At 61.1% G+C, this 24,766-nt stretch carries 26 protein-coding genes; 20 read left to right on the top strand and 6 right to left on the bottom strand.

Annotation, left to right across the window (positions count from 1 at the left end; genetic code table 11):
• The first annotated feature begins 1 nt into the window (after position 1).
• Genes cobN through I3J13_RS07020 form a run of 5 tightly spaced genes read left to right on the top strand, consistent with a single transcriptional unit; the run spans position 2 to position 6,858 of the window.
• A complete protein-coding gene (cobN, locus tag I3J13_RS07040; protein WP_196378375.1) occupies positions 2 to 3,352 on the top strand; it encodes a cobaltochelatase subunit CobN in 3,351 nt (1,116 codons plus the stop codon).
• Positions 3,352 to 4,707 carry a precorrin-3B synthase gene (cobG, locus tag I3J13_RS07035; protein ID WP_196378374.1) on the top strand — a complete coding sequence of 452 codons (1,356 nt, stop codon included), beginning with the start codon at positions 3,352 to 3,354 and terminating at the stop codon, positions 4,705 to 4,707. The genes cobN and cobG overlap by 1 nt, the downstream gene beginning before the upstream one ends.
• Positions 4,704 to 5,336: a precorrin-8X methylmutase gene (locus I3J13_RS07030; protein WP_196378373.1), complete on the top strand. Its 633-nt coding sequence runs from the start codon at positions 4,704 to 4,706 to the stop codon at positions 5,334 to 5,336. Before cobG ends, I3J13_RS07030 begins: the two co-directional genes overlap by 4 nt.
• Positions 5,333 to 6,100 carry a precorrin-2 C(20)-methyltransferase gene (locus I3J13_RS07025; RefSeq protein ID WP_059759752.1) on the top strand — a complete coding sequence of 256 codons (768 nt, stop codon included), beginning with the start codon at positions 5,333 to 5,335 and terminating at the stop codon, positions 6,098 to 6,100. The genes I3J13_RS07030 and I3J13_RS07025 overlap by 4 nt, the downstream gene beginning before the upstream one ends.
• Positions 6,097 to 6,858, top strand: a complete 762-nt coding sequence (locus I3J13_RS07020; protein WP_196378372.1) for a precorrin-3B C(17)-methyltransferase — start codon at positions 6,097 to 6,099, stop codon at positions 6,856 to 6,858. The genes I3J13_RS07025 and I3J13_RS07020 overlap by 4 nt, the downstream gene beginning before the upstream one ends.
• On the opposite strand, the gene I3J13_RS07015 is transcribed toward I3J13_RS07020, so the two are convergent.
• Positions 6,825 to 7,607: a cobalt-precorrin-6A reductase gene (locus I3J13_RS07015; protein WP_196378371.1), complete on the bottom strand. Its 783-nt coding sequence runs from the start codon at positions 7,605 to 7,607 to the stop codon at positions 6,825 to 6,827. The genes I3J13_RS07020 and I3J13_RS07015 overlap by 34 nt on opposite strands.
• On the opposite strand from I3J13_RS07015, the gene cbiE reads away from it, so the two are divergent.
• The 3 genes from cbiE to cobM are packed head-to-tail and all read left to right on the top strand — an operon-like array spanning position 7,606 to position 10,048.
• On the top strand, positions 7,606 to 8,865 hold the full coding sequence (gene cbiE, locus I3J13_RS07010) for a precorrin-6y C5,15-methyltransferase (decarboxylating) subunit CbiE (protein ID WP_196378370.1): 1,260 nt from the start codon (positions 7,606 to 7,608) through the stop codon (positions 8,863 to 8,865). The two genes, I3J13_RS07015 and cbiE, sit on opposite strands and share 2 nt — an antisense overlap.
• Positions 8,859 to 9,278, top strand: a complete 420-nt coding sequence (locus I3J13_RS07005; RefSeq protein ID WP_196378369.1) for a cobalamin biosynthesis protein — start codon at positions 8,859 to 8,861, stop codon at positions 9,276 to 9,278. Before cbiE ends, I3J13_RS07005 begins: the two co-directional genes overlap by 7 nt.
• Positions 9,275 to 10,048 carry a precorrin-4 C(11)-methyltransferase gene (cobM, locus tag I3J13_RS07000; RefSeq protein WP_196378368.1) on the top strand — a complete coding sequence of 258 codons (774 nt, stop codon included), beginning with the start codon at positions 9,275 to 9,277 and terminating at the stop codon, positions 10,046 to 10,048. The genes I3J13_RS07005 and cobM overlap by 4 nt, the downstream gene beginning before the upstream one ends.
• Here the strand turns inward: cobM and I3J13_RS06995 are convergent.
• Positions 10,003 to 11,133, bottom strand: a complete 1,131-nt coding sequence (locus I3J13_RS06995) for a cobalt-precorrin-5B (C(1))-methyltransferase (protein WP_196378367.1) — start codon at positions 11,131 to 11,133, stop codon at positions 10,003 to 10,005. The two genes, cobM and I3J13_RS06995, sit on opposite strands and share 46 nt — an antisense overlap.
• A gap of 58 nt (positions 11,134 to 11,191) precedes the next feature.
• Here I3J13_RS06995 and cobA point away from each other — a divergent pair, with 58 nt between their 5' ends.
• The 3 genes from cobA (at position 11,192) to I3J13_RS06980 (ending at position 14,766) form a co-directional block, all read left to right on the top strand.
• Complete coding sequence (gene cobA, locus I3J13_RS06990; RefSeq protein WP_196378366.1) at positions 11,192 to 11,980, top strand: uroporphyrinogen-III C-methyltransferase; 789 nt, start codon at positions 11,192 to 11,194, stop codon at positions 11,978 to 11,980.
• Complete coding sequence (locus I3J13_RS06985; RefSeq protein WP_196378365.1) at positions 11,977 to 13,293, top strand: cobyrinic acid a,c-diamide synthase CobB; 1,317 nt, start codon at positions 11,977 to 11,979, stop codon at positions 13,291 to 13,293. Before cobA ends, I3J13_RS06985 begins: the two co-directional genes overlap by 4 nt.
• Before the next feature lie 222 nt (positions 13,294 to 13,515).
• Positions 13,516 to 14,766 carry a cytochrome-c peroxidase gene (locus I3J13_RS06980; RefSeq protein ID WP_196378364.1) on the top strand — a complete coding sequence of 417 codons (1,251 nt, stop codon included), beginning with the start codon at positions 13,516 to 13,518 and terminating at the stop codon, positions 14,764 to 14,766.
• Here the strand turns inward: I3J13_RS06980 and leuB are convergent.
• From leuB to I3J13_RS06965, 3 genes are all read right to left on the bottom strand, one after another.
• On the bottom strand, positions 14,747 to 15,859 hold the full coding sequence (gene leuB, locus I3J13_RS06975; RefSeq protein ID WP_196378363.1) for a 3-isopropylmalate dehydrogenase: 1,113 nt from the start codon (positions 15,857 to 15,859) through the stop codon (positions 14,747 to 14,749). The two genes, I3J13_RS06980 and leuB, sit on opposite strands and share 20 nt — an antisense overlap.
• Positions 15,860 to 16,080: 221 nt before the next feature.
• Positions 16,081 to 16,686, bottom strand: coding sequence for a 3-isopropylmalate dehydratase small subunit (gene leuD / locus I3J13_RS06970; protein WP_196378362.1), 606 nt, complete (start codon positions 16,684 to 16,686; stop codon positions 16,081 to 16,083).
• 166 nt (positions 16,687 to 16,852) lie between these two features.
• The gene (locus I3J13_RS06965) at positions 16,853 to 17,083 is read right to left on the bottom strand and encodes a hypothetical protein (RefSeq protein ID WP_020809819.1); all 231 of its coding nucleotides are present in this window, start codon (positions 17,081 to 17,083) and stop codon (positions 16,853 to 16,855) included.
• Between the two features lie 110 nt (positions 17,084 to 17,193).
• Between I3J13_RS06965 and I3J13_RS06960 the strand changes: the two genes are divergently transcribed.
• Positions 17,194 to 18,105 carry an HpcH/HpaI aldolase/citrate lyase family protein gene (locus I3J13_RS06960; RefSeq protein ID WP_196378361.1) on the top strand — a complete coding sequence of 304 codons (912 nt, stop codon included), beginning with the start codon at positions 17,194 to 17,196 and terminating at the stop codon, positions 18,103 to 18,105.
• On the top strand, positions 18,102 to 18,308 hold the full coding sequence (locus tag I3J13_RS06955) for a DUF1737 domain-containing protein (RefSeq protein WP_003505258.1): 207 nt from the start codon (positions 18,102 to 18,104) through the stop codon (positions 18,306 to 18,308). The genes I3J13_RS06960 and I3J13_RS06955 overlap by 4 nt, the downstream gene beginning before the upstream one ends.
• Before the next feature lie 19 nt (positions 18,309 to 18,327).
• Here I3J13_RS06955 and I3J13_RS06950 read toward each other — a convergent pair whose 3' ends face one another.
• Positions 18,328 to 18,768, bottom strand: a complete 441-nt coding sequence (locus tag I3J13_RS06950) for a metallopeptidase family protein (protein ID WP_196378360.1) — start codon at positions 18,766 to 18,768, stop codon at positions 18,328 to 18,330.
• Between the two features lie 330 nt (positions 18,769 to 19,098).
• Here I3J13_RS06950 and rplU point away from each other — a divergent pair, with 330 nt between their 5' ends.
• The 7 genes from rplU (at position 19,099) to I3J13_RS06915 (ending at position 24,761) form a co-directional block, all read left to right on the top strand.
• Positions 19,099 to 19,413: a 50S ribosomal protein L21 gene (gene rplU / locus I3J13_RS06945; protein ID WP_003492690.1), complete on the top strand. Its 315-nt coding sequence runs from the start codon at positions 19,099 to 19,101 to the stop codon at positions 19,411 to 19,413.
• A 40-nt stretch (positions 19,414 to 19,453) separates the two neighbouring features.
• A complete protein-coding gene (rpmA, locus tag I3J13_RS06940) occupies positions 19,454 to 19,723 on the top strand; it encodes a 50S ribosomal protein L27 (RefSeq protein ID WP_003492686.1) in 270 nt (89 codons plus the stop codon).
• A gap of 131 nt (positions 19,724 to 19,854) precedes the next feature.
• Entirely contained in the window at positions 19,855 to 20,487 is a 633-nt protein-coding gene (locus I3J13_RS06935; RefSeq protein WP_003505256.1) for a GNAT family N-acetyltransferase, read from the top strand.
• Positions 20,484 to 21,077 carry a GNAT family N-acetyltransferase gene (locus tag I3J13_RS06930; RefSeq protein WP_174057523.1) on the top strand — a complete coding sequence of 198 codons (594 nt, stop codon included), beginning with the start codon at positions 20,484 to 20,486 and terminating at the stop codon, positions 21,075 to 21,077. Before I3J13_RS06935 ends, I3J13_RS06930 begins: the two co-directional genes overlap by 4 nt.
• 168 nt (positions 21,078 to 21,245) lie before the next feature.
• Positions 21,246 to 22,316: a GTPase ObgE gene (obgE, locus tag I3J13_RS06925; protein WP_035265258.1), complete on the top strand. Its 1,071-nt coding sequence runs from the start codon at positions 21,246 to 21,248 to the stop codon at positions 22,314 to 22,316.
• Entirely contained in the window at positions 22,313 to 23,482 is a 1,170-nt protein-coding gene (gene proB, locus I3J13_RS06920) for a glutamate 5-kinase (protein ID WP_196378359.1), read from the top strand. The genes obgE and proB overlap by 4 nt, the downstream gene beginning before the upstream one ends.
• Positions 23,475 to 24,761: a glutamate-5-semialdehyde dehydrogenase gene (locus I3J13_RS06915; RefSeq protein WP_196378358.1), complete on the top strand. Its 1,287-nt coding sequence runs from the start codon at positions 23,475 to 23,477 to the stop codon at positions 24,759 to 24,761. The genes proB and I3J13_RS06915 overlap by 8 nt, the downstream gene beginning before the upstream one ends.
• Positions 24,762 to 24,766 lie beyond the last annotated feature (5 nt).

Below are 24,766 nucleotides of genomic sequence, written 5' to 3'. Positions count from 1 at the left end.
GATGCACATCCTCGCTACCACATCCTCGTCTCTGGACGACCTGATCGAGCCGGTTGATCTCAACCAGCCCCGGTCGGATGTGGTGATGCTGTCGTTTTCGGCAAGCGATCTGGCCGGCTTGGAACAGGCCTGGCGGCGAACAGAGGGTGTGCTCCCCTCCCTGTCAGCCGCCAGCCTCTCCGAGCTTCGACATCCCATGTCGGTCGATCTCTGGATCGAAAAGACGGCGGAACATGCCAAGGTTATTCTTATCCGGATTCTCGGCGGTGCGGAACGCTGGCGTTACGGTGTCGATCAGCTTTCCATTCTTGCGCGCAGGCGCGGCATCAAGCTTATGCTTTTGCCGGGTGAGTGCAGCGAAAGGGACGAGAAACTGGAAGCGGCCTCGACCGTCGATCGGCGGATTTTGGCCTCGGTCCTCTCCTTCTTTCGCGAGGGCGGGCAGGAGAATATGGACCGGCTTGCCCTTGGTCTCGCCGCTCTTGCAAGGGGCGAGGCATGGCCGAATATCGAAGCCGAACCGCTGCCGAAAGCCGGTTTTTACCGGCCCGGCAGGGGCGTTGTGGGTAGGGCGGAAGCCTGCGCGGGTTTTCCCGACGGTGCGTCCCTTCTGCCCATCCTCTTTTACCGTTCCATGCTTCTGGCGGCAGATGCCGCACCGGTGGATGCGCTTTTCGAGGCGCTCTCGCGGCGCGGTTTTGCACCCTTGCCGATTTTTGTCAGCGGTCTGAAGGATGGCGAGGCGATCCGTTTCCTCGAAGCGGCGCTGCCCGATCTGAAGCCCGCCGCCATCATTGCCGCCACCGCCTTCGCCAGCCAGACGGATGACGACGGCACAACCCTGTTCGACCGTCTCGGTGTACCGGTGTTTCAGGTGGTGATGGCGACGACGCGGCGGGACGGATGGGCGGAAAATGCGCGCGGTCTCAATCCCTCCGATCTTGCCATGCATGTCGTCCTGCCGGAACTGGATGGCCGGATTCTCGCCGGTGCGATCTCGTTCAAACAGGCGCGCGTGGATGGCGGCGCGAGTTTGCTCAATGTACCCGAGGCCGATCGCGTCGAGCAGGTGGCAAATCGCATCGCCGCTTTCCTGCGGCTGAGGAATGCCCTTCCACGGGATCGCCGCATCGTCATTCTGATGCCGGATTATCCCGGTGCGGCGCCCGGGCGAACCGGTTATGCCGTCGGTCTCGATGTGCCGCAAAGCGTTCTCGAAATGATGCGCGATCTTGCCGGGGCCGGTTATACGGTCAAGGATATTCCTAAGACCGCGCGGGCGTTGCTCGACTGCGTCGAGCAACAGGAAGCGGCAATTGATCTTTCCACCTACGAGGCTTTTTTCTCCACCTTGCCGCCGGCATCTGCCGGGTCCGTAAACGCGACATGGGGCGTGGCAACCTATGACGATGCACTCGTCGATGGCGCATTCCGGTTCCGCGCTGCCCGTTTCGGCGAAGTGTTCGTGGTGCTAGCGCCGGACAGGGGCCGCAATGAGGATCGCCGGGTGGACTACCACGACCCTGCCCTGCCGCCGCGCCACGCGCTTGTTGCCTTCGGTGCATGGATGCAGCGGATTGCGGGCGCACATGCCATCGTGCATGTTGGCGCGCACGGCACACTGGAATGGCTGCCGGGCAAGACGGTGGCGCTTTCCCGCAATTGTTTTCCCGAAATCGTCACCGGCTCGCTGCCTGTAGTCTATCCTTTCATCGTTTCCAATCCGGGCGAGGCGGCCGTCGCCAAGCGACGGATCGCGGCTGTGACCATCGGCCATGTCCCGCCGGTGCTGGTCAATGCCGGGCTTTCGCCGGAACAGTCGGCGCTGGAGCAGCTGGTCGATGAATATGCGCAGGCGGATGGGCTGGATCGCCGCCGGCGTGACCGGCTGGCGAAACTGATCGTCGAAAAGGCGTTGGAGACCGGGCTTGCGGCGGAAGCGGGCGTGGCTGCGAAGGATGATGCCGATGCGGCCCTCTCACGCATCGACGCCTTTCTCTGCGACCTCAAGGATTTCGCCATCAAGGATGGCCAGCATGTTTTTGGCCGCTGTGTAAAAGACGAGACCGACCTTCTGAGGCTTGAAAGCGCCAAATCGGAAAAAGCTGCACTGCTGGCCGCGCTCGATGGCCGGCATATCGTCCCCGGCCCTTCCGGCGCACCTGCGCGCGGGCGGCTCGACGTGCTGCCCACGGGCCGCAATCTCTATGCCGCCGATCCGCGCACCATGCCGACGCCGACGGCGTTCGAGTTGGGCCGCATGGCGGGCGAAGAGGTGCTGCGCCATCATCTGCAGTCCCATGGCGACTGGCCGAAACATCTGGTTTTCGATCTGTGGGGCAGCGCCAGCCTGCGCAATGGCGGTGAGGATGTGGCGCAGGCGCTGCATCTGATGGGGGCAAGACCGATCCACGACCACGCTACCGGCCGGGTCACCGGTATCGAGGTTCTGCCGCCGGCGAGCCTGGGGCGGCCGCGAGTCGACGTCACCTTTCGCATTTCCGGCCTGTTCCGCGACATGTTCCCGGCGCTGATCGCGCTTCTCGACGCCGCCGCCAAGGCCATTGCGCGGCGGGAGGAAGCGCCGGGCGACAATCCGCTTGCGGAAGAGGCCGCCACGCTCGGACATATTCCGGCGCGCATTTTCGGCTCCGCGCCCGGCACCTATGGTGCCGGTATCGAAGAAAAGCTTGCCAGCGGCAAATGGGACGAACGCGAGGAGCTGGGGCAGGCCTATCTCGATGCGGCGAGCCACGCTTTCGGCGGTGCGGACGGGCTGGAGATTTTCGAAGATACCGGTTTTGTGGAGCTGGTCAGGCGCGCCGATCTTCTTGTTCATACCGGCGACGATCCGGGCCGTGACCTTCTGGACGGTTCTTCGGATGTCGCCTTCATCGGTGGCTTTTCCGCCGCGAAAGCTGTGCTTGGCGGCGTCGCCGATATTGTTGCACTGGATACGACAGATCCGGCGCGTCCGCGTGCAAGGTCGATGACGCAGGCGTTGACGCGGGTGGTGCGCGCGCGCGCGGTCAATCCCCGCTTCATTGCCGGCCAGATGCGGCACGGTCCGCGCGGGGCGGCGGAATTCCTCGAGACGGTGGACCGGTTGATCGGCTTTGCCGAAACCACCCATGCGGTGTCCTCCTCGTTGATCGAGGCGCTTTACGATGCCTATTTCGGCAATGAGGATGTGCGCGATTTCATCCTGCGGGAAAACCCGAAAGCGGCGCAGGTGATGGCCGAACGCTTTTTATCCGCCCGCCGTCGCGGGCTGTGGCACAGCCGCCGCAACGCGGTGGATGCGGAACTTGAAATGCTGGTCCTGCCGCGCTCCCAAAGGGTGGAGGCGTGATGATGGCCGTTGCCGATCCCGTTCAGCCATTTGGCCGCCGTGGCCTCTGCCCGGCCCTGTCCGCTCCCATGCGCACCGGCGACGGTTTTTTGTCGCGGATCGCTTTCGAGGCGGACATCGACCCGCGCGACATGGTGGTGCTTTGCCATCTTGCCGAGCGGCATGGCAACGGATTGATCGACATTACCGCCCGCGGCAGCCTGCAATTTCGTGGCCTGACGCCGGAAAGTGCCCGCGCTCTGGAAAAAGACGTTCTGGCGCTGGATTTGCCGTTGCGTGCGGGGCTCGCGATCGAGACTTCGCCTCTCGCCGGTCGGGATGACGCGGAGATTGCTGATGGTGGCCCTCTCGCCGAGGAGATTCGAAAAGAGGCCGATAGGCTTGTTCTCCATGAAAAGCTTGCCGCTAAAATGTCTGTCGTCATTGATGGCGGCGGGCGCCTCTCCATGGAAGATTTGCTGGCCGATATTCGCCTGAAAGCGGTCTCTCTGGATGATCGGGTCCTCTGGCGGCTACTCGTGGGTGGGCCGGAAAGCAGGGCGCTGAGTGCGGGATTGGTCGAGGCGGACGCGGCGGCGGGTGTAGTCCTGTCGCTGCTCACCTATCTGGCCGGCGAAGGGCCGCTTGCCCGTGGCCGCGATCTGGACCATTCGACGATAAAAGCAATCTGCGGTGATCGCCTGCTGGATCGTGTGATTGTTGATGACACCAGGACGGCTTCTGCGTCTCTGGGACTGATGATGACGGGAAAGGATCGCTTCGCCATTGCTGTAGCGCCTGCTTTCGGGCAAATCCGGGCCTGCGATTTGTCGCATCTCTGCGAACGGGCCGGTGCTCTCGGCATCACGGCCCTGCGGCCGGCACCAAACCATAGCCTGCTATTCTTTGGATCGTCATCTGCCTGCGGCGCATTGCTTCAGATTGCAAGGGCGTCCGGTTTCATCACGACGGCAGGTGACGCGCGCTCTTCTATTGCCGCCTGTCCCGGCGCGCCGGGCTGCGCTTCGGCTTTTCTTCCCACCCATGAGTTGGCCGCCTTTGCGTCTGAGGAATGCGCCTCGTTGCTGGATGGCTCCTTCACGCTGCATATTTCCGGCTGCGGCAAAGGTTGCGCAAACCCCGCGCCGTCGCTTCTCACTTTTTCCGGCGCCGCCGATGGTCTGGCCTTTTCGATTTCGGGACGCGCCGGCGACGCGCCGGATGGCATTTTACCTTTCCAGCATCAGAGGACGGCGCTTTCGCGGCTTGCCCGTCTTTACGAAAAAGAACATAAGCCCGGGGAAAACGCCGCCACCCTGTTTGCCCGGCTGGGCAAACAGGCGATCGGTGCGGCGCTTCGACAGGATGACCGATGACCGACTATGACTATATTCGCGATGGCAATGCGATCTATGAGCGCTCCTTCGCCGTCATTCGCGAGGAGGCGGATTTGTCCGCCTTTACCGAAGAGCAGGCGGATATCGCCATTCGCATGATCCACGCCTGCGGGCAGGTGGAGGCAGCCAGCCATTTCCGCTTTTCGCCGGATTTTGTTGCCGCTGCACGCGGTGCTCTACGAGCCGGCAAGCCTGTTCTCTGCGATGCGGAAATGGTTGCCCATGGCGTGACGCGCGCGCGCCTTCCGGCTGACAATGACGTGGTCTGCACCCTTCGCGATCCCCGCACGCCGGAGCTGGCGAAAAAGATTGGCAACACCCGCTCCGCTGCCGCGCTCGATCTTTGGGCAGAGAAGCTGGACGGCGCGCTCGTTGCCATTGGCAATGCGCCGACTGCACTGTTCTACTTGCTTGAGATGCTGGAAAAAGGCGCCGCGCGCCCGGCTGCCATCATCGGCATGCCGGTTGGCTTTGTCGGTGCGGCGGAATCGAAAGACGCGCTGGAGGCAAGTTCGCTCGGCATTCCCTATGCCATCGTCAAGGGACGCATGGGTGGTTCGGCCATGACGGCTGCCGCCATCAACGCGGTTGCGAGGGCTGGCCTGTGAGTGCGGCGCTTTTCGAACATCCGAAGGGTAAACTCGTGGGCGTCGGCACTGGCCCCGGAGATCCCGAGCTTCTGACGCTGAAGGCTGTCCGCGCCATTGAAAACGCCGATGTGCTTGCCTTCTTCTGCAAGAAAGGCGGCAGCGGCAACGGTCGCGGTATTGTCGAAGCCTTCATCCGGCCCGGCACGCTGGAAATGCCGCTGGTCTATCCGGTAACCGTCGAAAGCGACAAAAACGGTAACGATTACCGTGATGCCATCGCCGCCTTTTTCGATCAGTCGGCGAAGGACATCGCTGTGCATCTCGAAGCCGGGCGCAATGTCGCCGTGCTGTCGGAAGGCGATCCGCTGTTTTACGGTTCTTATATGCACCTTCATTTGCGGCTTGCGCCATCTTACCCGGCGGAAGTCGTTGCTGGCATCACGGCCATGTCCGGCTGCTGGTCCATGGCCGGCCTGCCGCTGGTGCAGGGCGACGATATTTTGAGCGTGCTTCCCGGTACGCTCGGCGAAGATGTTCTAACGGAACGTCTGTCCGGCACGGATGGCGCGGTGATCATGAAGGTAGGACGCAACCTGCCGAAGATTCGCCGGGCGCTGGAAAAGGCTGGTAAGCTTGAAGAGGCGCTTTATGTCGAGCGCGGCACCATGGTCAACAGCCAAGCGGTGCGGCTCATCGAACGCGATGCATCGCCTGCACCCTATTTTTCGCTGGTTCTGGTGCCGGGCTGGAAAACCAGACCCTCTGCTGGTGAAAAGCCATGACGGGCAGACTGGTCGTTGTCGGCCTCGGCCCGGGCAGTGCGGTGCAGATAACGCCGGAGGCGCTTGCCGCTGTCGAGGCCTCGGAGGATTTCTTCGGCTATATTCCCTATCTCGACCGTCTATCGCTGAGGCCCGATCAACGCCGCCATGCTTCGGACAATCGTGAGGAAATCTCCCGCGCTGAACAGGCGCTGCGACTTGCAGCTTCCGGCGGCAAGGTCTGTGTGGTTTCTGGCGGCGATCCCGGCGTTTTCGCGATGGCCGCCGCGGTTTGCGAGGCGATCGAAAGCGGCCCCTCCGAATGGCGCGATATCGATTTCTCCGTCGTGCCGGGTGTGACTGCCATGCTGGCGGTCGCTGCGAGAGCCGGCGCGCCGCTTGGCCATGATTTCTGCGTTATTTCGCTGTCGGATAATCTGAAACCCTGGGGCATCATTGAAAAACGGCTGATCGCGGCGGCGGAAGCAGGTTTTGTGATGGCTTTCTATAATCCCGTCAGCAAAGCGCGTCCGCACCAGCTCGGTACAGCCTTCGATCTGTTGCGAGCACATTTACCAGCCTCGGTGCCGGTAATCTTCGGACGAGCTGCCGGGCGGGCGGACGAGCGTATTCGTGTCGTGCCCCTGTCGGAAGCCTCGAGCGACATGGCGGATATGGCTACCTGCATCATCGTCGGTTCGATTGAAACCCGTCTGATCGAGCGCTCTGGCAAAGACCCGCTGGTTTATTCGCCACGTTTTTCGAGAAGAGAGAGCTGATGGTGGATGGCGGTGAGCGCAGCTGCAATATCCGTCACGGTCGCGCCATCCAGCGACGCGTCGTTCCGCTGTTGCGGCCGGTCGATCATGATGACCGGCAGGCCGAGCCGTCGCGCTGCTTCGATCTTGCCATAGCTCGCGCTGCCGCCGGAGTTTTTCGAGATCACCGTCTCGATGCGGTTTTCTTCCAGCATGCGGATTTCGTCGTCCAACGCAAAGGGGCCGCGCGCGGTAATGTAGCGCGCATGCGGCAGTTTCAGTGGCGGCTCCACCGGGTCGACGCTGCGGATGAGATAGTTGTGCTGGGGCGCGGTTTCGAAAGGAAGAAGCTCCTGTCGGCCGAGCGCCAGAAATACATGTTTGCTTTCGTCGCCGAGCGCGGTGACAGCCTGTTCGACGCTATCGACATCATGCCACCTGTCACCCGGCTGATGCTGCCAGGCGGGACGCGAGAGGACGACCAGCGGAACTTTGGCAAGCCCTGCCGCCTCAACAGCATTGGCGGAAATCTTCGCCGCATAGGGATGGGTGGCGTCCACCAGAATATCGAAATTCTCGGTACGAATGAAATCCGCGAGACCGCCCGCGCCGCCAAAACCGCCGCTGCGCATCGGCACCGGCTGTTCGACCGGCGAGAGCGTGCGGCCGGCCATGGAGAGCAGAATTCGATAGCCGGGTTCTTCGGCCAGCCTGCCGGCCAGAATACGGGCATCCGCCGTGCCGCCAAGGATGAGTATGGAGCGTGTCATGACGTCTGAATATTCCGGAACGGGCGATGCTTCCACAGAAAAGAAAGAGAAGCCGTGGCTTTCCATTGTGGGCATTGGCGAGGATGGGCTTCAGGGGTTGGGCCGGAACGCGATTGAGGCGATAGAGGCGGCCGAGGTGGTTTTCGGCGGCAAACGCCATCTGGAACTGGCGGCCGTAGCCATTCATGGTGAAGCACGGCGCTGGCCGGTGCCGTTCGATACGGATATGGGCGATGTCGTGGCGCTGCGCGGCAAAAGGGTTTGTGTGCTCGCTTCCGGCGATCCGTTCTTTTATGGCGTCGGTGTTACGCTTTTGCGGCGTATCGATGCGGGTGAGACAGTTTGTTATCCCTCGCCTTCCGCTTTCTCATTGGCCGCCGCACGGCTTGGATGGGCGCTGCAATCGGTCGACTGCATTTCGCTGCACGGACGTTCCATCGATCTCCTGCGGCCGTATCTCCATGCCGGTGCACGCATCATCGCGCTTACCTCGGACGCCCACGCCCCGGCCTTGATCGCGGAATTGTTGTCCGATTTGGGTTTCGGCCGGTCGGAGTTCGTTTTGCTTGAAGCCCTGGGCGGAGAGCGGGAGAGGCGGCGGCAGGTCAGGGCGGCTGATTTCTCGTTTGAAGACATCGAGCCGCTGAATGTGGTGGGGATTGACGTCGTCGCGGCCGAGGGGGCCCGTGTTCTGCCTTTCACATGTGGGCTTGATGACGGCCTGTTCGAACATGACGGGCAGATCACCAAACGTGAAATCCGCGCCGTGACACTTTCCTCTCTTGCCCCACGGCGGGGCGAGTTGCTGTGGGATATCGGTGCCGGTTCGGGTTCGATCGGCATAGAATGGATGCTGTCGCACCACTCGGTCCGAGCAATCGCCATAGAACAACACCCGGAAAGGGCGGAGCGTATAGCTCGTAATGCCGAAGCTTTCGGTGTGCCGGGGCTTGAGGTCATGATCGGCGCGGCCCCTGCGGCTTTTGAAGGCTTGCCTCAGCCGGATGCTATTTTCATCGGCGGCGGCGGCAGTGAAGCGGGCGTGCTTGAAGGGGCTATGGAGGCCCTGAAACCCGGTGGGCGGCTGGTCGCCAATGCGGTGACGCTGGAAATGGAGGCGGTGCTGCTTGCCGCCCATGCGCGGCTCGGCGGCTCGATGATCCGTCTGGATGTGTCGCGGGTGACGGCTGTCGGTTCCATGTCGGGCTGGCGTCCGGCAATGCCGGTGACGCAGTGGAGCTGGACCAAGCCATGGTGACAGTGGCTGGCATAGGCTGCCGCAGAGGCACGGGTTCAGATGCTATTATTGCCGCCGTGCGCGCTGCGGAGCATGCTTTGGGCATGATGGCGGAATGCCTGGCGACTGCGCCGCTCAAAGCCGATGAAGCCGGTCTTGTGGAGGCGGCGAAAAGCCTGTCGCTGTCTCTGGAAATCGTATCGCAGGAACGGCTTGAGGCGGTTGCTTCGAAAACAATGACATTTTCACAGGCAAGCCTTGATCATGCCGGCTCGCCAAGTGTGAGCGAAGCGGCGGCGCTTGCCGCCGCCGGCGAGAATGCAAGGCTGGTCGCGCCGCGTCTTGTGGTTGGCAATGTCACTGTGGCCATCGCAACCACTGAAGATGCCCCACATGATAGCGGCTGCGCCATAGAACATGGAGAACAACAATGACGGTTCATTTCATCGGCGCCGGTCCGGGCGCCACCGATCTCATTACGGTGCGCGGGCGCGATCTTATCGCCGCCTGCCCGGTGTGCCTTTATGCCGGCTCGCTGGTTCCGAAGGCGCTTATCGAATATTGCCCGCCGGGCGCCCGCATCGTCGATACGGCTGCGCTTTCGCTGGACGAGATCGAGGCGGAATTTGTGGCCGCAGCAAAGGCCGGCAAGGATGTGGCGCGGCTGCATTCCGGCGACCTTTCCGTCTGGAGCGCCATGGGCGAACAGATTCGCCGGCTGGAGCGGCTGGGCCTCGATTACACCGTCACGCCCGGCGTACCCTCCTTTGCCGCTGCGGCCGCCACTTTGCAGCGGGAACTGACGGTGCCGGAAGTGGCGCAGAGCCTTGTGCTGACCCGCATTTCCGGGCGCGCATCCAAGATGCCTGAAGGTGAGACGCTGAAGGCTTTCGGTGCGACGGGCGCGACGCTTGCCATCCATCTCGCCATTCATGCCATCGGCAAGGTGGTGGAAGAGCTGACGCCGCTTTACGGCTCCGACTGCCCGGTCGCCATTGTCGTTCGCGCCTCCTGGCCGGATGAGCGGGTCATTCGCGGCACGCTGTTCGACATTGAGGACAAGCTCGCCGCCGAACCGGTGGAGCGGACGGCCCTGATCTTCGTCGGGCGTGGACTTGCCTCGACGGATTTTCGCGAAAGCGCGCTTTATAGCACCGACTATGTCCGGCGGTTCCGGTCTCCGAAGGAAGATGCGAAAGGCTGATGCGACGGCGTGGAGGCGGTGCGACCCTTGAGCGCGCCCTGACGATCGAACACCAGAATATCGAGCGCAATGGCCGGCGTCTTCAGCGCCGCCGCTGCGGTTACCCAGGCTTTTTCCGCCACGATCGCGCCGAGGTCTATCCCCGCGTGTTCGGCCAACTCAAAGGCGTGCGCGACCATATTGGCCTGACGGATCGCAATGGCGAGATTTTCATCTCCTCCGGCTTCCGTCGCCAGTGCCGCCAGCGCATCGAGATCGGCCAGCCCCTTCTTGGAGTGCACGTCGAGCATGCCCTGGGCAAGCTTGGTCATCTTCGCGACGCCGCCGGCAATCGTCACCCGCTCGACGGGGTGGCTGCGCAGATATTTCAGCATACCGCCGATGAAATCGCCCATGTCGATCAGCGCGGTTTCCGGCAGATCGTAAAGCGTCTGCCCGGCTTTTTCGGAGGTGTTGCCGGTGGCGCCAAGCACATGGGTGCAGCCGGTGGCACGCGCCACATCAATACCGCGCCAGATGGAGTGAATCCACGCCGAGCAGGAAAAGGGAATAACGATGCCGGTGGTGCCGAGGATGGAAATGCCGCCGACGATGCCGAGCCTGCCGTTCAGGGTTTTCTCCGCCAGTTTCTCGCCGTCGCGGACGGAAATCTCGACCTCGAAATCGGCGCTTTCTCCGGCCACTTCGCGAATGGCGGTTTCGATCATCTTGCGCGGCACGGGGTTGATGGCGGGTTCTCCCGGCGGCAAGGGCAGGCCCGGCCGGGTGATGGTGCCGACGCCCTTTCCGGCCTTGAAGATGATGCCGCTTCCCGGTTGACCTCGTCTGACCGTGCTTTCGATCAGCGCACCGTGGGTAACGTCCGGATCGTCTCCGGCATCCTTGACGACGCCGGCGCGGGCGAAGTTTTCGCCCTTTTCCTCGGTGGCGAGGGAAAATGCCGGCCTCGCGCCGCTTGGAAGTTCGACCTCGACAGGGTAAGGAAACTCGCCGGTCAGAAGGGCGGCGCAGGCCGCCTTCGTGGCGGCTGCCGCGCAGGTGCCCGTGGTCCAGCCGCGGCGAAGGGTCTTTCCATCCGTATCCATATGAATTTCTATAGCCGGGACGGCTTTTTCCGTCATCGTTAAAAAGCAGCCAAGAAGAATGTCGATAGCGCAGATTTTGAACAGCATTGCCGCAAAAGGTCCGGTCTTCGAAGCCGGCCACGTCTGGCTCGCGGGCGCAGGGCCGGGCGATGTGCGTTATCTGACGCTGGAAGTGGCGCTCGCGCTGTCTCAGGCCGATATTATCGTGCGCGATGCGCTGGTGAGTGACGATGTCATAGCGCTTGGCCCGCAGGCGGAGATTGTTTTTGCGGGCAAAAGGGGTGGCAAGCCCTCCGCGACACAGGACGATATTACCGCTTCGCTGATCGATTTCGCCGGCCAAGGCAAAAAGGTGCTGCGGCTGAAGGGCGGCGATCCGTTTATTTTCGGGCGCGGCGGCGAAGAGGCGGAGGCGCTTGTCCATGCCGGCATTCCGTTTCGCATATTGCCGGGCATGACCTCGTCGTTCACGGCGCTTGCTTCCGCTCACATCCCCGCCACCATGCGCGGCATCAGCCGCGCCGTGACGCTGGCCACAGGCCACGCAGCGGGCACGGAAGAGGATCTGGACTGGCTGGCGCTGGCGAAAACACGCGAACCCATCGTCGTTTATATGGGGCTGAAGAATATCGGCACGATCGCCAGCCTCTTGATGCAGGGTGGGCGTTCCGGCGAAACGCCGGTCGCCGTCATCATGTCGGCAACGACGGCGCAGGAGCGGATTTTCATCGGTTCGCTGGAAAGCATAGCTGACGATGCAAAGCGGGAAAATTTCGAAGCGCCGGCTTTGATCGTCATCGGCGAGATTGTTTCGATGCGGGCGCGTCTTGGAGTTTCCGGCTCATGACGGCGCGGGCGATCATCATTGGCGCGCCACGTTCGGGTTCCGGCAAGACCAGCGTGACCATCGGCCTGCTCCGGGCCTTTGCCCGACGCGGTATCAAGGTGCGCGGCATCAAGACGGGGCCTGACTACATCGATCCCGGTTTCCATGCCTTCGCCACTGGTACATCAGGTCTTAATCTGGATAGCTGGGCCATGCGGCCGGAATTGCTGCGGTATCTGTTTTTGCAGCAGACCGGGGATGAGGAACTTGTTCTGATCGAAAGCGCCATGGGCCTGTTCGACGGTATTCCGGTTGCGGAAAATCGCACGGGTTCGGCGGCGGATCTGGCGCGGCTGTTCGGCATTCCCGTGCTGCTGGTGCTCGACGTATCCGGCCAGTCGCAGACGGCCGCTGCCATCGCCCATGGTTTTGCTCACTACGATCCGGCGGTTACCATGGCGGCCGTTGTGCTGAACCGGGCGGGCAGCGAAAGACACCGGACGCTGTGCACGGAAGCCATCGAAAAAATCGGCCTTCCCGTTGTCGGCTGCGTGCTGCGTGATCCGTCGCTCATCCTGCCCGAACGGCATCTGGGGCTGGTGCAGGCCAGCGAGCATCCGGAAATCGATGCGCATATAGAACGGTTGGCGGATGCGATGGAAAAATCCATCGATCTCGATGCCCTGCTTTCTCTCGCCGCGCCGGTGAATGTGCCTTCCGGCTCGGTGGACACGGCGATTGCACCGCCCGGCCAGCGCATTGCGCTGGCGGAGGACGCGGCGTTCACTTTCCTTTATCCGCATCTCAGGAAGCATTGGCAGGCGGCCGGGGCCGAGATCGTGCCGTTTTCCCCGCTCGCGGATGAGGCGCCTGACGGGAGCTGCGATATCTGCTGGCTGCCGGGCGGGTACCCCGAGCTTTTTGCCGGAAAGCTTGCGGATGCGGCTGGTTTCAAGGCGGGTATTGCCCGCTTTGCTGCGACAAAGCCTGTTCATGGCGAGTGCGGCGGTTACATGGTGCTCGGAGAGGCGCTGGAAGATGCGGATGGGGTGACCCATGCCATGACCGGGCTTCTGTCCCATGCCACCAGCTTTGCGACGCGCAAGATGAATCTCGGGTACCGGCAGGCGACGATCGCGGCAAGCGGACCGCTCGGCGCGGCGGGTGATGTTCTGCGCGGCCATGAATTCCATTATGCGCGGGTTACCGATCCTGGCCGCGATGAGCCCTTCGCCCAGATTGCGGATGGGCAGGGTCGTCCGCTCGGGCCATCGGGCGGCAGGAGAGGTCTTGTCTCGGGCACCTTTTTCCATGCCATCGCCAGAGGCGGTTGATCGTTTCCGGGGGGTGCCCGTGGACCTGCGGCAAAGTGGACCAAGCTGCGAAAGTTTGTAGGCCTGGATCACGGGAAAGTGCTATAGATTTCTTTATAGGGTATGGAAGAGCGGAGTTATCTCCCGTGATCCATGCTCGGTGAAGCGTGGCGGGACCGAAAGCCGCTTCATATTTTTCGGTCCGAACCTGCTCTCGCGCATTTATATCGAGCGTGCCTACCGATGATGAAACCCGGATTTTTTGTCTCCGCTGCTCTTGCCGCATCCATTCTGCTGGCCCCCTTGGGCACCGGTGTCGATGGTATGGCTGCCCACGGCGGTGAAGACTATGCGACGCTGGAAAAGCTCGGTGCGGCACTGTTCGACGATCCCAGTCTTTCGATGAACCGCACCATGGCCTGTTCCACCTGCCATATGCAGGCCGCCGGTTTTTCCGATGCGCGGGAGAGCGATAAGGTCGGGCGGGATGTATCGCTTGGCGATGACGGTATTTCACTGGGCGACCGCAACGCGCCGACTGCAGCTTATGCCCGCTTCACGCCGCCTTTCAGCAGGAATGCGGCGGGAGAGTATGTCGGCGGGCAGTTCTGGGATGGCCGCGCCTCCCTGCTTGAAGATCAGGCGGGCGGTCCGCCGCTCAATCCCCTCGAAATGGGCATGCCAGACAAGGCCTCGGTCGTCAAACGGCTCAGGGAAAACCCGGATTATGTCGCGGCTTTCGGTACGCAGTTCGGCAAGGATGTTTTTGAAAGCGACGACACCGCCTATGCCGCGATGACGAAGGCGCTGGCGAGCTTTGAGCGGTCGGATGAGTTCTCCACCTTCGATTCCAAATATGACCGCTTCCTGCGCGGCGAGGAGAAGCTGACCGATCAGGAAGAGCTGGGTCGGGTCCTGATCTCCTCGACGCAATTCACTAATTGCAATACCTGCCATGAAATCCGTGGCGCCAAGGGCCTGGAAGACGGCCTCTTCACCAACCACAAATATTTCAACATCGGCGTTCCCGCCAATATATCGGTTCGGGCCGTGAACGGCTCCAAGCCGGGTACGGTCGATCTGGGTCTGGCGCAAAATCCTGAAGTTGCCGATGATGCCACCCAGCGTGGCAAGTTCAAGGTGCCAACGCTGCGCAATGTCGCCGTCACCGGTCCTTACATGCACAATGGCGTGTTCAAGGATTTGCGCACGGTGGTGCTGTTTTACGTGAAATATAAAAGCAAGAAGCCGAGCCGCCAGATCAATCCGGAAACAGGCAAGACGTGGGATGCGCCGGAAGTGCCTGAAAACATCGCCATGGCGGAACTGACATCCGCGCCGGCGCTGGACGACAAGCGCGTGGACGCCATCGTCGCCTTTCTGAAGACGCTGACTGACAAAAGATATGAGCATCTTCTGCCGAAGGAGGATGGGCAGGCGAACGCGCCGCCTGCCCAACCGGTTTCGTCGAGCGTTACGCCGAAAGCGCCTTGAATTCGGCGAGAACCGCGTCGCCCATTTCGGAGGTGCCGACCTGGCGGCTGCCCTCGGCCATGATGTCGGCGGTGCGGATGCCCTTGTCGAGCACGTTTGCGATCGCTGTTTCGAGCTTTGTTGCCTCATCCACCATGTTGAACGAGTAACGCAGGCACATGGCGAAGGACGCGATCATGGCGATGGGGTTGGCGATGCCCTTGCCGGCAATATCCGGGGCCGAACCGTGGACCGGCTCGTACATGGCCTTGCGCTTGCCGGTCTTGGCGTCAGGCGCGCCAAGCGAAGCGGAGGGCAACATGCCGAGCGAGCCGGTGAGCATGGCGGCGACGTCGGAGAGCATGTCGCCAAAGAGGTTGTCGGTGACAATCACGTCGAACTGCTTGGGCTTGCGCACCAGCTGCATGCCGCCGGCATCCGCCAGCATATGTTCCAGTTGAACATCCTTGAACTTGGCGGCGTGGGTTTCGGTGACCACCTGGTTCCACAGCACGCCGGATTTCATCACGTTGCGCTTTTCCATCGAGCAGACGCGGTTGTCGCGGGTGCGGGCCAGTTCGAAAGCGACGCTGGCGATGCGCTCGATTTCGAAAGTGTCGTAGATCTGCGTGTCGATGCCGCGCTTCTGGCCGTTGCCGAGATCGATGATCTGTTTCGGTTCACCGAAATAAACGCCGCCCGTCAGCTCTCGGACGATGAGGATATCGAGGCCTTCGACCAGTTCCGGCTTCAGCGAAGAGGCGGCGGCAAGTGCCGGGTAGCAGATGGCGGGGCGCAAATTGGCGAAAAGTTCGAGATCCTTGCGCAGACGCAGCAGGCCGGCTTCCGGGCGGTGCTCGTAGGGCACGCCATCCCATTTCGGGCCGCCGACGGCGCCGAACAGGATCGCATCGGCGGCAAGCGCCTTTTCCATATCCGCATCGGAAATCGCCACGCCATGGGCGTCATAGGCAGAGCCGCCGACCAGACCTTCCGAGACGGTGAAACCGGCATTGTGCGCGCTGTTCATATAATCGATCAGCTTGCGGACTTCGGCCATGGCTTCGGGGCCGATACCGTCACCGGGCAGAAGGAAAAGCGAACGAACTGTCATGAGAACCCTCCTTGGGCGGCGCGCCGAAAAACATCCTGAAGGGTTTTCGATTGCGGCGAGCGCGGCGTCAAACTCATTCCGTCCTAAACATGGCAAATCGTGTCGCAGCCGGACGGGATGGGAGGTCTCTTATCTCCGCCTCAAGGGCTTTTCAAGCAAAGCAAAAGCCGATCCGGTACGGTTTGGTACGGGATCGGCTTTTTTGAAGAGCAGAAATGTGCTCAGGCCCAGGGGCGGACCGAGGCGTTTGCCTTTTCGAAGGTGTCGATAGCGCCCGAATGTTCGAGCGTCAGGCCGATATCGTCCAGACCGTTCAGCATGCAATGGCGCTTGAATTCATCGATCTCGAAGGTGATCGTACCGCCATCGGGACCGCTGATTTCCTGACTTTCCAGATCGATGGACAGAACGGCATTCGATCCGCGCGACGCATCGTCCAGCAGCTTTTCGAGGTTCTCGGGGCTGACGACGATCGGCAGGATGCCGTTCTTGAAACAGTTATTGTAGAAGATGTCGGCGAAGCTGGTGGAGATCACGCAGCGGATGCCGAAATCGAGAAGGGCCCATGGCGCATGTTCGCGCGAGGAGCCGCAACCGAAATTGTCACCCGCGACAAGAATCTGGGCGTTCTGGTAGGCGGGCTTGTTCAGTACGAAATCCGGATTGGGCGAACTATCCTCGAGATAACGCGACTCGGCGAAGAGGCCCTTGCCGAGGCCGGTGCGCTTGATGGTCTTCAGATAGTCTTTCGGAATGATCATATCGGTGTCGATATTGACCACCGGCATGGGCGCGGCAACGCCCGTCAGCTTGGTGAATTTTTCCATCTGTCGCTTCCCGTGTTTCCCTTCAACCAAATCCGGGGCTGGTTAAGGCCCACCGGACGTGTTCTGCCGGGAAATACTGCAAAACTCATCACTTTAGAAGCGCAAACCCGCGTTCTTCGGTACGCCGCGCTCGGCGCTCTGGCATTTTTGCCGACTTGAGACGATCTCAGAGATCGATAATCGTGCCCTTACCGTCGTTCCAGACGCGCATATCGCGCTGGTTACGGGGCTTGACCGGAATGGGGGCCGGCTTCAGACGCGCGGAAAGCAGGCGGGCAGCACTGAGAACCGCGAGCACGCCGATGAAAGCGACCGTAAGCGACGCGGTGAACAGGGCGACTATCGCCAGAATTGCAATGCCGGATGCGGCGATGAAAAACGAACGTATGCCTTGCATGATCCAAACCTTTCTATCCAGACGAATGTGGGCCTTCTTCTTCCGGCTTGCAAGAGGATTCAGTGGATTGTCAGCTTGCAGATGTCACAAAAGCTTGACACAAGTGCGGCATGGTCAACTTTTCCGAAAATATTCTTGTGAGACCACGTCGTTCGTTGCTCTCCGTGCCGGCCATCAATGTCCGGGCACTGGAAAAAATCCGCGATCTCGATTGTGACGGAGTGATCCTCGATCTGGAGGATTCGGTCGCAGCCGGGATGAAGGACGAGGCGCGGGACAATCTGCAAAAGCTGTTTTCGGAAGCGCCTTTTGCAGCAGGCGAGACCATTGTCCGCATCAACCCGCTTTCCACGCCGGATGGGAAGGCGGATTTGCAGCTTGTGCTTTCCTGCCGGCCGGATGCAATTCTTTTGCCGAAGGTGGAGCAGCCGGCCGATATTCACGAGGTGGCCGATCTTCTGGCCGAGGCGGATGTGCCGGAGCACCTGAAAATCTGGGCGATGATCGAAACGCCGCTTGGTGTCCTGAATGCCGCCTCAATTGCTGACGCGGCCCATACGCCGGATGCGCGGCTTTCGGCTTTTGTCATCGGGCTCAACGATCTGCGTAAGGCAACGCGGGTGCCGGCCCTTCCTGGACGCACTTATCTCGTGCCCTGGATGATGCAGGTGGTGCTTGCCGCCCGTGCCTATGGTCTGGATGTCATCGACAGCGTCTCGAACGATTTCCGCGATATCGCCGCTTTCGAAGCCGAATGTGAGCAGGGTCGCGCCATGGGGTTCGATGGCAAGATGCTGATCCACCCGGCACAGATCGAGCCGGCCAACCGGCGCTTTGCCCCAGACGACGCCGCTGTTGCGGAAGCCCGCGAGATCATTGCCGCTTTCGCAAAACCCGAATCTGTGGAATTGAACGTCATTAACATGAACGGGCGGATGATCGAACGGCTGCATGTGGGGCAGGCCGAAAGGCTGGTCGCCATGGCCGATATCATCGCACAAAGAGAGGCAAATAAGACGTGAAGGTCTATCGTTTCATAACCGGTCCCGACGACGCGAAATTCTGTCACCGGGTCACCGAGGCGCTGAACAAGGGATGGGAACTCGCGGGTTCGCCGAGCTATGCCTTTAACGCCGCAAGCGGCGTCATGCATTGCGGCCAGGCCGTGACCAAGGTGGTCGAGGGCAAGGAATACCATCCGGATATGAAGCTCGGCGAGCAGTGAGCGGCGGTAGCCGCCCCGATCAGCGATCGGCGGCGGCCTCGTCGGCGCTTTCTTCGATCCGCTCCATGTCGTCGTCCGACAGGCCGAAATGGTGGCCGATTTCGTGGATGAGGACATGGGTGATGATATCGCCCAGCGTCTCCTCGTTCTCGGCCCAGTAGTCGAGAATGGGACGGCGATAAAGCGTGATGCGGTTCACCATCTCACCCGTTTCCATGGTGAAACGTTCGGAGATGCCGCGTCCTTCGAACAGTCCGAGAAGATCGAAGGGTGTTTCGAGCGCCATGTCCTCGAACACGTCATCGGTCGGAAAATCGGCGATCTCGATGACGAGATCTTTCGTCAGTGCGCGAAATTCTTCCGGCAGGTGGCCATATGCCTCGATCGCAAGCGACTCGAAGGCGGAAAGTGTCGGCGCATGGCGGTCCCGCCAATCGTCGGTCTGGTCTATGCGGGCCATTTCTGCTCCTTGTTGGAAGGCCCATATAAACACTTGCTGGACAAATTTCGAGACCCGACTGCTTCACCTGCCGAAAAAGCATGAAATTCTTGGCGTTACAGTTACTTTTCAAGCCGTCGTCATCTTGACATAAACGGGCGTCTCGCGTAATCGGCACCCAAATTGATGGCGTAGTGCGCCTTCTGTTTATTCCGCCCCTCAAAAGGCGGCTTCACCGGCAGACATTCAAAGGGGCATTCAGTCCTGACGGATTTCCGCTACTCCGACTGATAAAAAGACGGCCAGCTTGCATTTGCGGGCAGAGCCGGAACGAACATGAAAGGATAAAAAATGTTCGCAGTCATCAAGACCGGCGGTAAGCAGTACCGCGTAGCGGCCGACGCCGTGCTGACCATCGAAAAGCTGGAAGCAGAGGCAGGCGCAACTGTAGAATTCACCGAAGTTCTCGTTGTTGGCGAAGGCGCCGACGCCAAGTTCGGTGCTCCCTTTGTCAAGGGCGCCATCGTCAAGGCTGAAGTTGTCGAGCACAATCGCGGCAAGAAGGTCATCGCCTTCAAGAAGCGTCGTCGTCAGAACTCCAAGCGTTCGCGCGGCCATCGTCAGCATCACACTGTCGTCCGCATCACGGACATCGTTGCTGCCTGATCGGCGCGACACGGGAAACAAGGTTTAAAGGAGAACTCCAATGGCACACAAAAAAGCTGGCGGTTCCTCGCGTAACGGTCGCGATTCCGAATCCAAGCGCCTTGGCGTAAAGAAGTTCGGCGGCGAAGCTGTCATTCCAGGCAACATTATTCTGCGTCAGCGCGGCACGCAGTGGCATCCGGGCGCCAATGTTGGCATCGGCAAGGACCACACGATTTTCGCACTGACCGCAGGTAACGTGAACTTCCGTACGAAGGCCAACGGCCGCGTATTCGTATCCGTGGCCCCGAAAGCGGAAGCCGCAGAATAAGCCGGTAAGCGTCATATGCAGCCGGTGTCCCATCGACCCGGCTGAGACGTATCAGGTTCAGTCAAGAAAACAGGGGAGATGGGGCACCACCCAACTCCCCTTTTTCTTTAACCCCAAGGAGGGACTGAACCATGCAAGCTGAATTGTTGAGGGTTGACCAATCACGGTCACCCGAGGAACGGCCGAGGCCCGATCGGTCGAGGAGCGATTGCCCCGTTTTACTGTCGCAGAGGCTGGTTTTGCGCAAGCCTCACGAAGAAGACATCGACGCCCTTGCCCATCTTGCCAACAATGCCAATATCGCGACCATGGTGTCGCGTATGCCGCACCCTTACACGGCCAAAGACGCCGCGGATTTTGTGCGACGCTCCAAAGCTGGCGAGATTGGCAAGTGCGTCTATGCGATTACCCGCATGGACAATGGCGAGTTTCTGGGCTGCTGCGCGCTCGAACCCCAGGAAGACGAAAAGACGCTGGAAATCGGTTACTGGCTGGGGGAACCCTACTGGAACCGGGGTTACATGACGGAAGCCGCGCATGCGCTGATCGACATGGCCTTCCGCACGCGTGAAATCGACCAGATCGATGCCCGTTGCCGGGTCACCAACATCGCGTCGCGCCGCGTCATCCAGAAATGCGGTTTCCAGTTCCAGGGCTCCGGCATGGTCGGTTCGCTGGCGCTGGGCGGCATGGTGCCGGTCGAATGGTACAGGCTGGACCGCAAGACCTGGGTTTCGCTGAAGAGCTGGGGGGATATGGGATGAGCACGATAGAGCTTACCCGTCGCCGCGCCGCCACTGCCGTGGCGCCGCCCGGCCCCTGCCCTGTCATCGAGACAAAGCGCCTGGTGCTGCGGCCGCAGCGGCTTTCCGATGCCGGCAGCATTGCGGAATCGCTTGGCGATTTCGCCGTGACCAGAATGCTGGCCCGCGTTCCCGCGCCCTACCACAAGCAGGATGCGCTGGAATGGCTGGTCTTACGCACCTCCGGCACCCTGCCCGACTGGGATTTCGCCATTACCAGCGGCGACGATACCCTGATCGGCGTCGTCTCGGTGGAATTGCGGCACGGCGAGTGGCATCTCGGCTACTGGCTGAACCGCTTCTACTGGGGCAAGGGTTACATGACCGAGGCGGTGGCCGCCGTGGTCGAGCGGTTCTTCCGCCGTATGCCGGGAGTGACCCTTCACTCCGGCGTGTTTGCGGATAATCCCGCTTCGCTGCGCGTGCAGGAAAAACTCGGCTTCCGGGTGACCGGTTGCCACCAGGTCTACGCCACGGCGCGCGCCGCCATGGTGGCGCATATCGGTACGATGATTAAGGCTGAGGATTTCATTCAGCCGCATCGTACTTGAGGAGCATTGCAAGGCCGGTTTGATCCAAACCGGCCTTGTCTCGCGCATGGGCTTCCCGCACGATAGTCTTTGACCTCGTGAAGAAGCGCTTGTATTCGAAACGACGATATTTTTGTTCGACGCAACGGCAAGATTGTTGCGTCCGCAAACCGACAGAACGGCAGTCCGATGAAATTTCTCGATGAAGCAAAAGTCTATATCAAGTCCGGCGACGGCGGCGCAGGCGCCGTTTCCTTCCGGCGCGAAAAATTCATCGAATTCGGCGGTCCTGACGGTGGCGATGGCGGACGCGGCGGCGATGTCTGGGTTGAGGTGGTCAACGGCCTCAACACGCTGATCGATTTCCGCTTCCAGCAGCATTTCAAGGCCTCGATTGGACAGCACGGCATGGGCAAGACCCGCACCGGCGCCAAGGGTTCGGATGTGGTGCTGAAGGTGCCCGTCGGTACGCAGATCTTCGAGGAAGACAATGAGACGCTGATCGTCGATCTGACAAAAGAAGGCCAGCGCTTTCGTCTTGCCGCCGGCGGCAATGGCGGTTTCGGCAATGCCTATTTCAAGTCGTCCACCAATCAGGCTCCCACCCATGCCAATCCGGGCCTCGCAGGCGAGGAAAAGACGGTCTGGCTTCGCCTGAAACTGATCGCCGATGCCGGTCTCGTCGGTCTGCCCAATGCGGGTAAATCCACGTTCCTTGCGACGGTCACCCGTGCGCGGCCGAAGATCGCCAACTATCCCTTCACCACACTTCATCCGAACCTGGGCGTCGCGACCATCGATGGCCGTGAATTCGTGCTGGCCGATATTCCGGGCCTGATCGAAGGCGCGCATGAGGGTGTGGGCATCGGTGACCGTTTCCTCGGCCATGTGGAGCGTACCCGCGTGCTTCTGCATCTCGTTTCCGCGCAGGAGGAGAAAGTCGGCAAGGCCTATAAGACGGTCAAGGCCGAGCTGGACGCCTATGGCGGCGGGCTGACCGACAAGCCGGAAATCGTGGCGCTGTCGCAGATCGACGTGCTCGATGAAAAAGAGCTGAAAAAGAAGGCCAAGGAACTGGAGAAGGCCTGCGGCCGTCCCCCTCTACTTCTCTCCGCTGCCGCCCATATCGGCATGACGGAAGCGCTGCGCGCCCTTCGCGATGTCATCGTCTCGGCGAGCAATGGTGGCGAAACCGCCCTGCCCGACCGGTCGATGCCGCATGAGGACAGCGAGGCCGAGGAAGAGGACGACCGCCTATGAGCCTGACGCGCAAGCCGCTGGCGAGCCATCACCGGATCGTCATCAAGATCGGATCGGCGCTTCTGGTGGACCGTAAGACCGGTCTCAAGAAAGACTGGCTCGACGCCATCTGCGAGGATATCGCCGCGCTGAAGAAAAACGGTGCGGATGTGCAGGTTGTTTCTTCGGGCGCCATCGCGCTTGGCCGCACCGTGCTTGGCCTGCCTTCCGGTGCATTGAAGCTGGAAGAAAGCCAGGCGGCGGCGGCTGTCGGCCAGATCGTGCTGGCGCGGGCATGGTCGGAAAGCCTGTCGCGGCATGAGATCGTCGCCGGCCAGATTCTTCTGACGCTCTCCGATACCGAAGAGCGTCGTCGTTATCTCAATGCGCGCGCCACCATCAACCAGTTGCTGAAGATCGGCGCTATCCCGATCATCAATGAAAACGATACCGTGGCGACCACCGAAATTCGTTATGGCGACAATGATCGTCTGGCGGCGCGTGTGGCGACCATGACGGGCGCCGATCTTCTGGTGCTGCTTTCGGATATTGACGGGCTTTACACGGCTCCCCCGCATCTCGATCCCGACGCGAAATTCCTTGAGACGATCGCCGATATTACGCCCGAAATCGAGGCCATGGCAGGCGGTGCGGCATCCGAGCTTTCACGCGGCGGCATGCGTACCAAGATCGATGCGGGCAAGATCGCAACCGCTGCCGGCTGCGGCATGATCATCGCCTCCGGCAAGACGCTTAATCCTTTGAAGGCTATTGAAAACGGCGCGCGCTCCTCATGGTTCGCGCCTTCGGGAACACCGGTGACGGCGCGCAAGACGTGGATTGCCGGGCAATTGCAGCCGGCCGGCGAAATCCATGTGGATGCCGGTGCGGAAAAAGCTCTCTATGCCGGAAAAAGTCTGCTTCCGGCGGGAGTGCGACTGGTTAAGGGCAATTTCGGCCGTGGTGATGCAATCGCCATTATCGGTGCAGAAGGCCGTGAAGTCGCTCGTGGTCTTGCGGGTTACGATGCTGAAGAGGCGCGTCTTATCATCGGTCACAAGTCCAACGAGATCGAGGCGATCCTCGGTTATGTCGGGCGGGCGGCCATGATTCATCGTGACGATCTGGTGATGACGGGCGCTGCCGTCAAAGTTAAAAATGCAAAAAAGGATGAGGTCCATGCCTGAACAGGCCGTGAAGCAGAGCCATGATATTGACGCGCTGATGATCACCATCGGCGCTCAGGCGAAAGCTGCTTCGCGACCGTTGTCCATCGCCGGTACAGACCAGAAGAATCGCGCGCTGCTTGCCATGGCCTCCGCCATTGAGGCATCCAAGGATACGATCCTTGCCGCCAACAGGAAAGATCTGGCTGCGGCGGAAAGCGCAGGCCTTGCCGTTTCCTTCGTGGACAGGCTGACCCTCAACGATGCAAGGATCGCCGGCATTGCTGAAGGCATCCGTTCGGTTGCGGCGCTGCCCGATCCGGTCGGCGAAGTCATCGCCGCCTGGGATCGTCCGAATGGGCTGAAGATCGAGCGCGTGCGCACGCCGCTCGGCGTCATCGGCGTGATTTACGAAAGCCGCCCGAATGTGACGGCGGATGCCGGCGCTTTGTGCCTCAAGGCGGGCAATGCCGTCATCCTGCGCGGCGGCTCCGATTCGCAACATTCATCGCGTGCTATCCATGCCGGCCTCGTGGAAGGCCTGAAGATTGCCGGTCTTCCGGAGCATGCCATTCAGCTGGTGCCGGTGACCGACCGCGCCGCTGTCGGCGCGCTTCTCAGCGGCCTGAACGGTACGGTTGATGTCATCGTGCCGCGCGGCGGCAAAAGCCTCGTGGCGCGCGTGCAGTCGGAAGCCCGTGTGCCGGTCTTCGCGCATCTGGAAGGCATTTGTCACGTCTATATCGACAAATCCGCCGATCTCGACATGGCGAAACGCATCGTCGTCAATGCCAAGATGCGCCGCACCGGTATTTGTGGGGCGGCCGAAACGTTGCTGGTGGATGCCGCTGCCGTTTCCACGCATCTTACGCCGCTCGTCAAAGCCTTGATCGAAGCCGGCTGCGAAGTACGCGGTTCGCAGGCCGTTCGCGACGTGGTGGCGGGTCTCACGCCGGCAACGGAAGAGGACTGGCGCACCGAATATCTCGATGCGATCATTTCGGTCGCCGTGGTGGACGGTATTTCGGGCGCGATCGAGCATATCGGCACCTATTCGTCCAACCACACCGAGGCGGTGATTGCCGAAGATCCCGATGTGGTCGCGCGCTTCTTCAACGAACTCGATTCGGCCATCCTGTTGCACAATGCTTCGACGCAGTTCGCGGACGGCGGCGAATTCGGCATGGGTGCTGAAATCGGCATTGCCACGGGCAAGATGCATGCGCGGGGCCCGGTTGGCGTCGAGCAGCTCACCTCGTTCAAATACCGGGTGCATGGCACCGGCCAGACACGGACCTGATATTT

The sequence above is a fragment of the Agrobacterium leguminum genome (assembly GCF_015704895.1).
GTDB classification, from domain to species: domain Bacteria; phylum Pseudomonadota; class Alphaproteobacteria; order Rhizobiales; family Rhizobiaceae; genus Agrobacterium; species Agrobacterium leguminum.
This window is presented reverse-complemented; position numbering and strand designations above follow the sequence as displayed.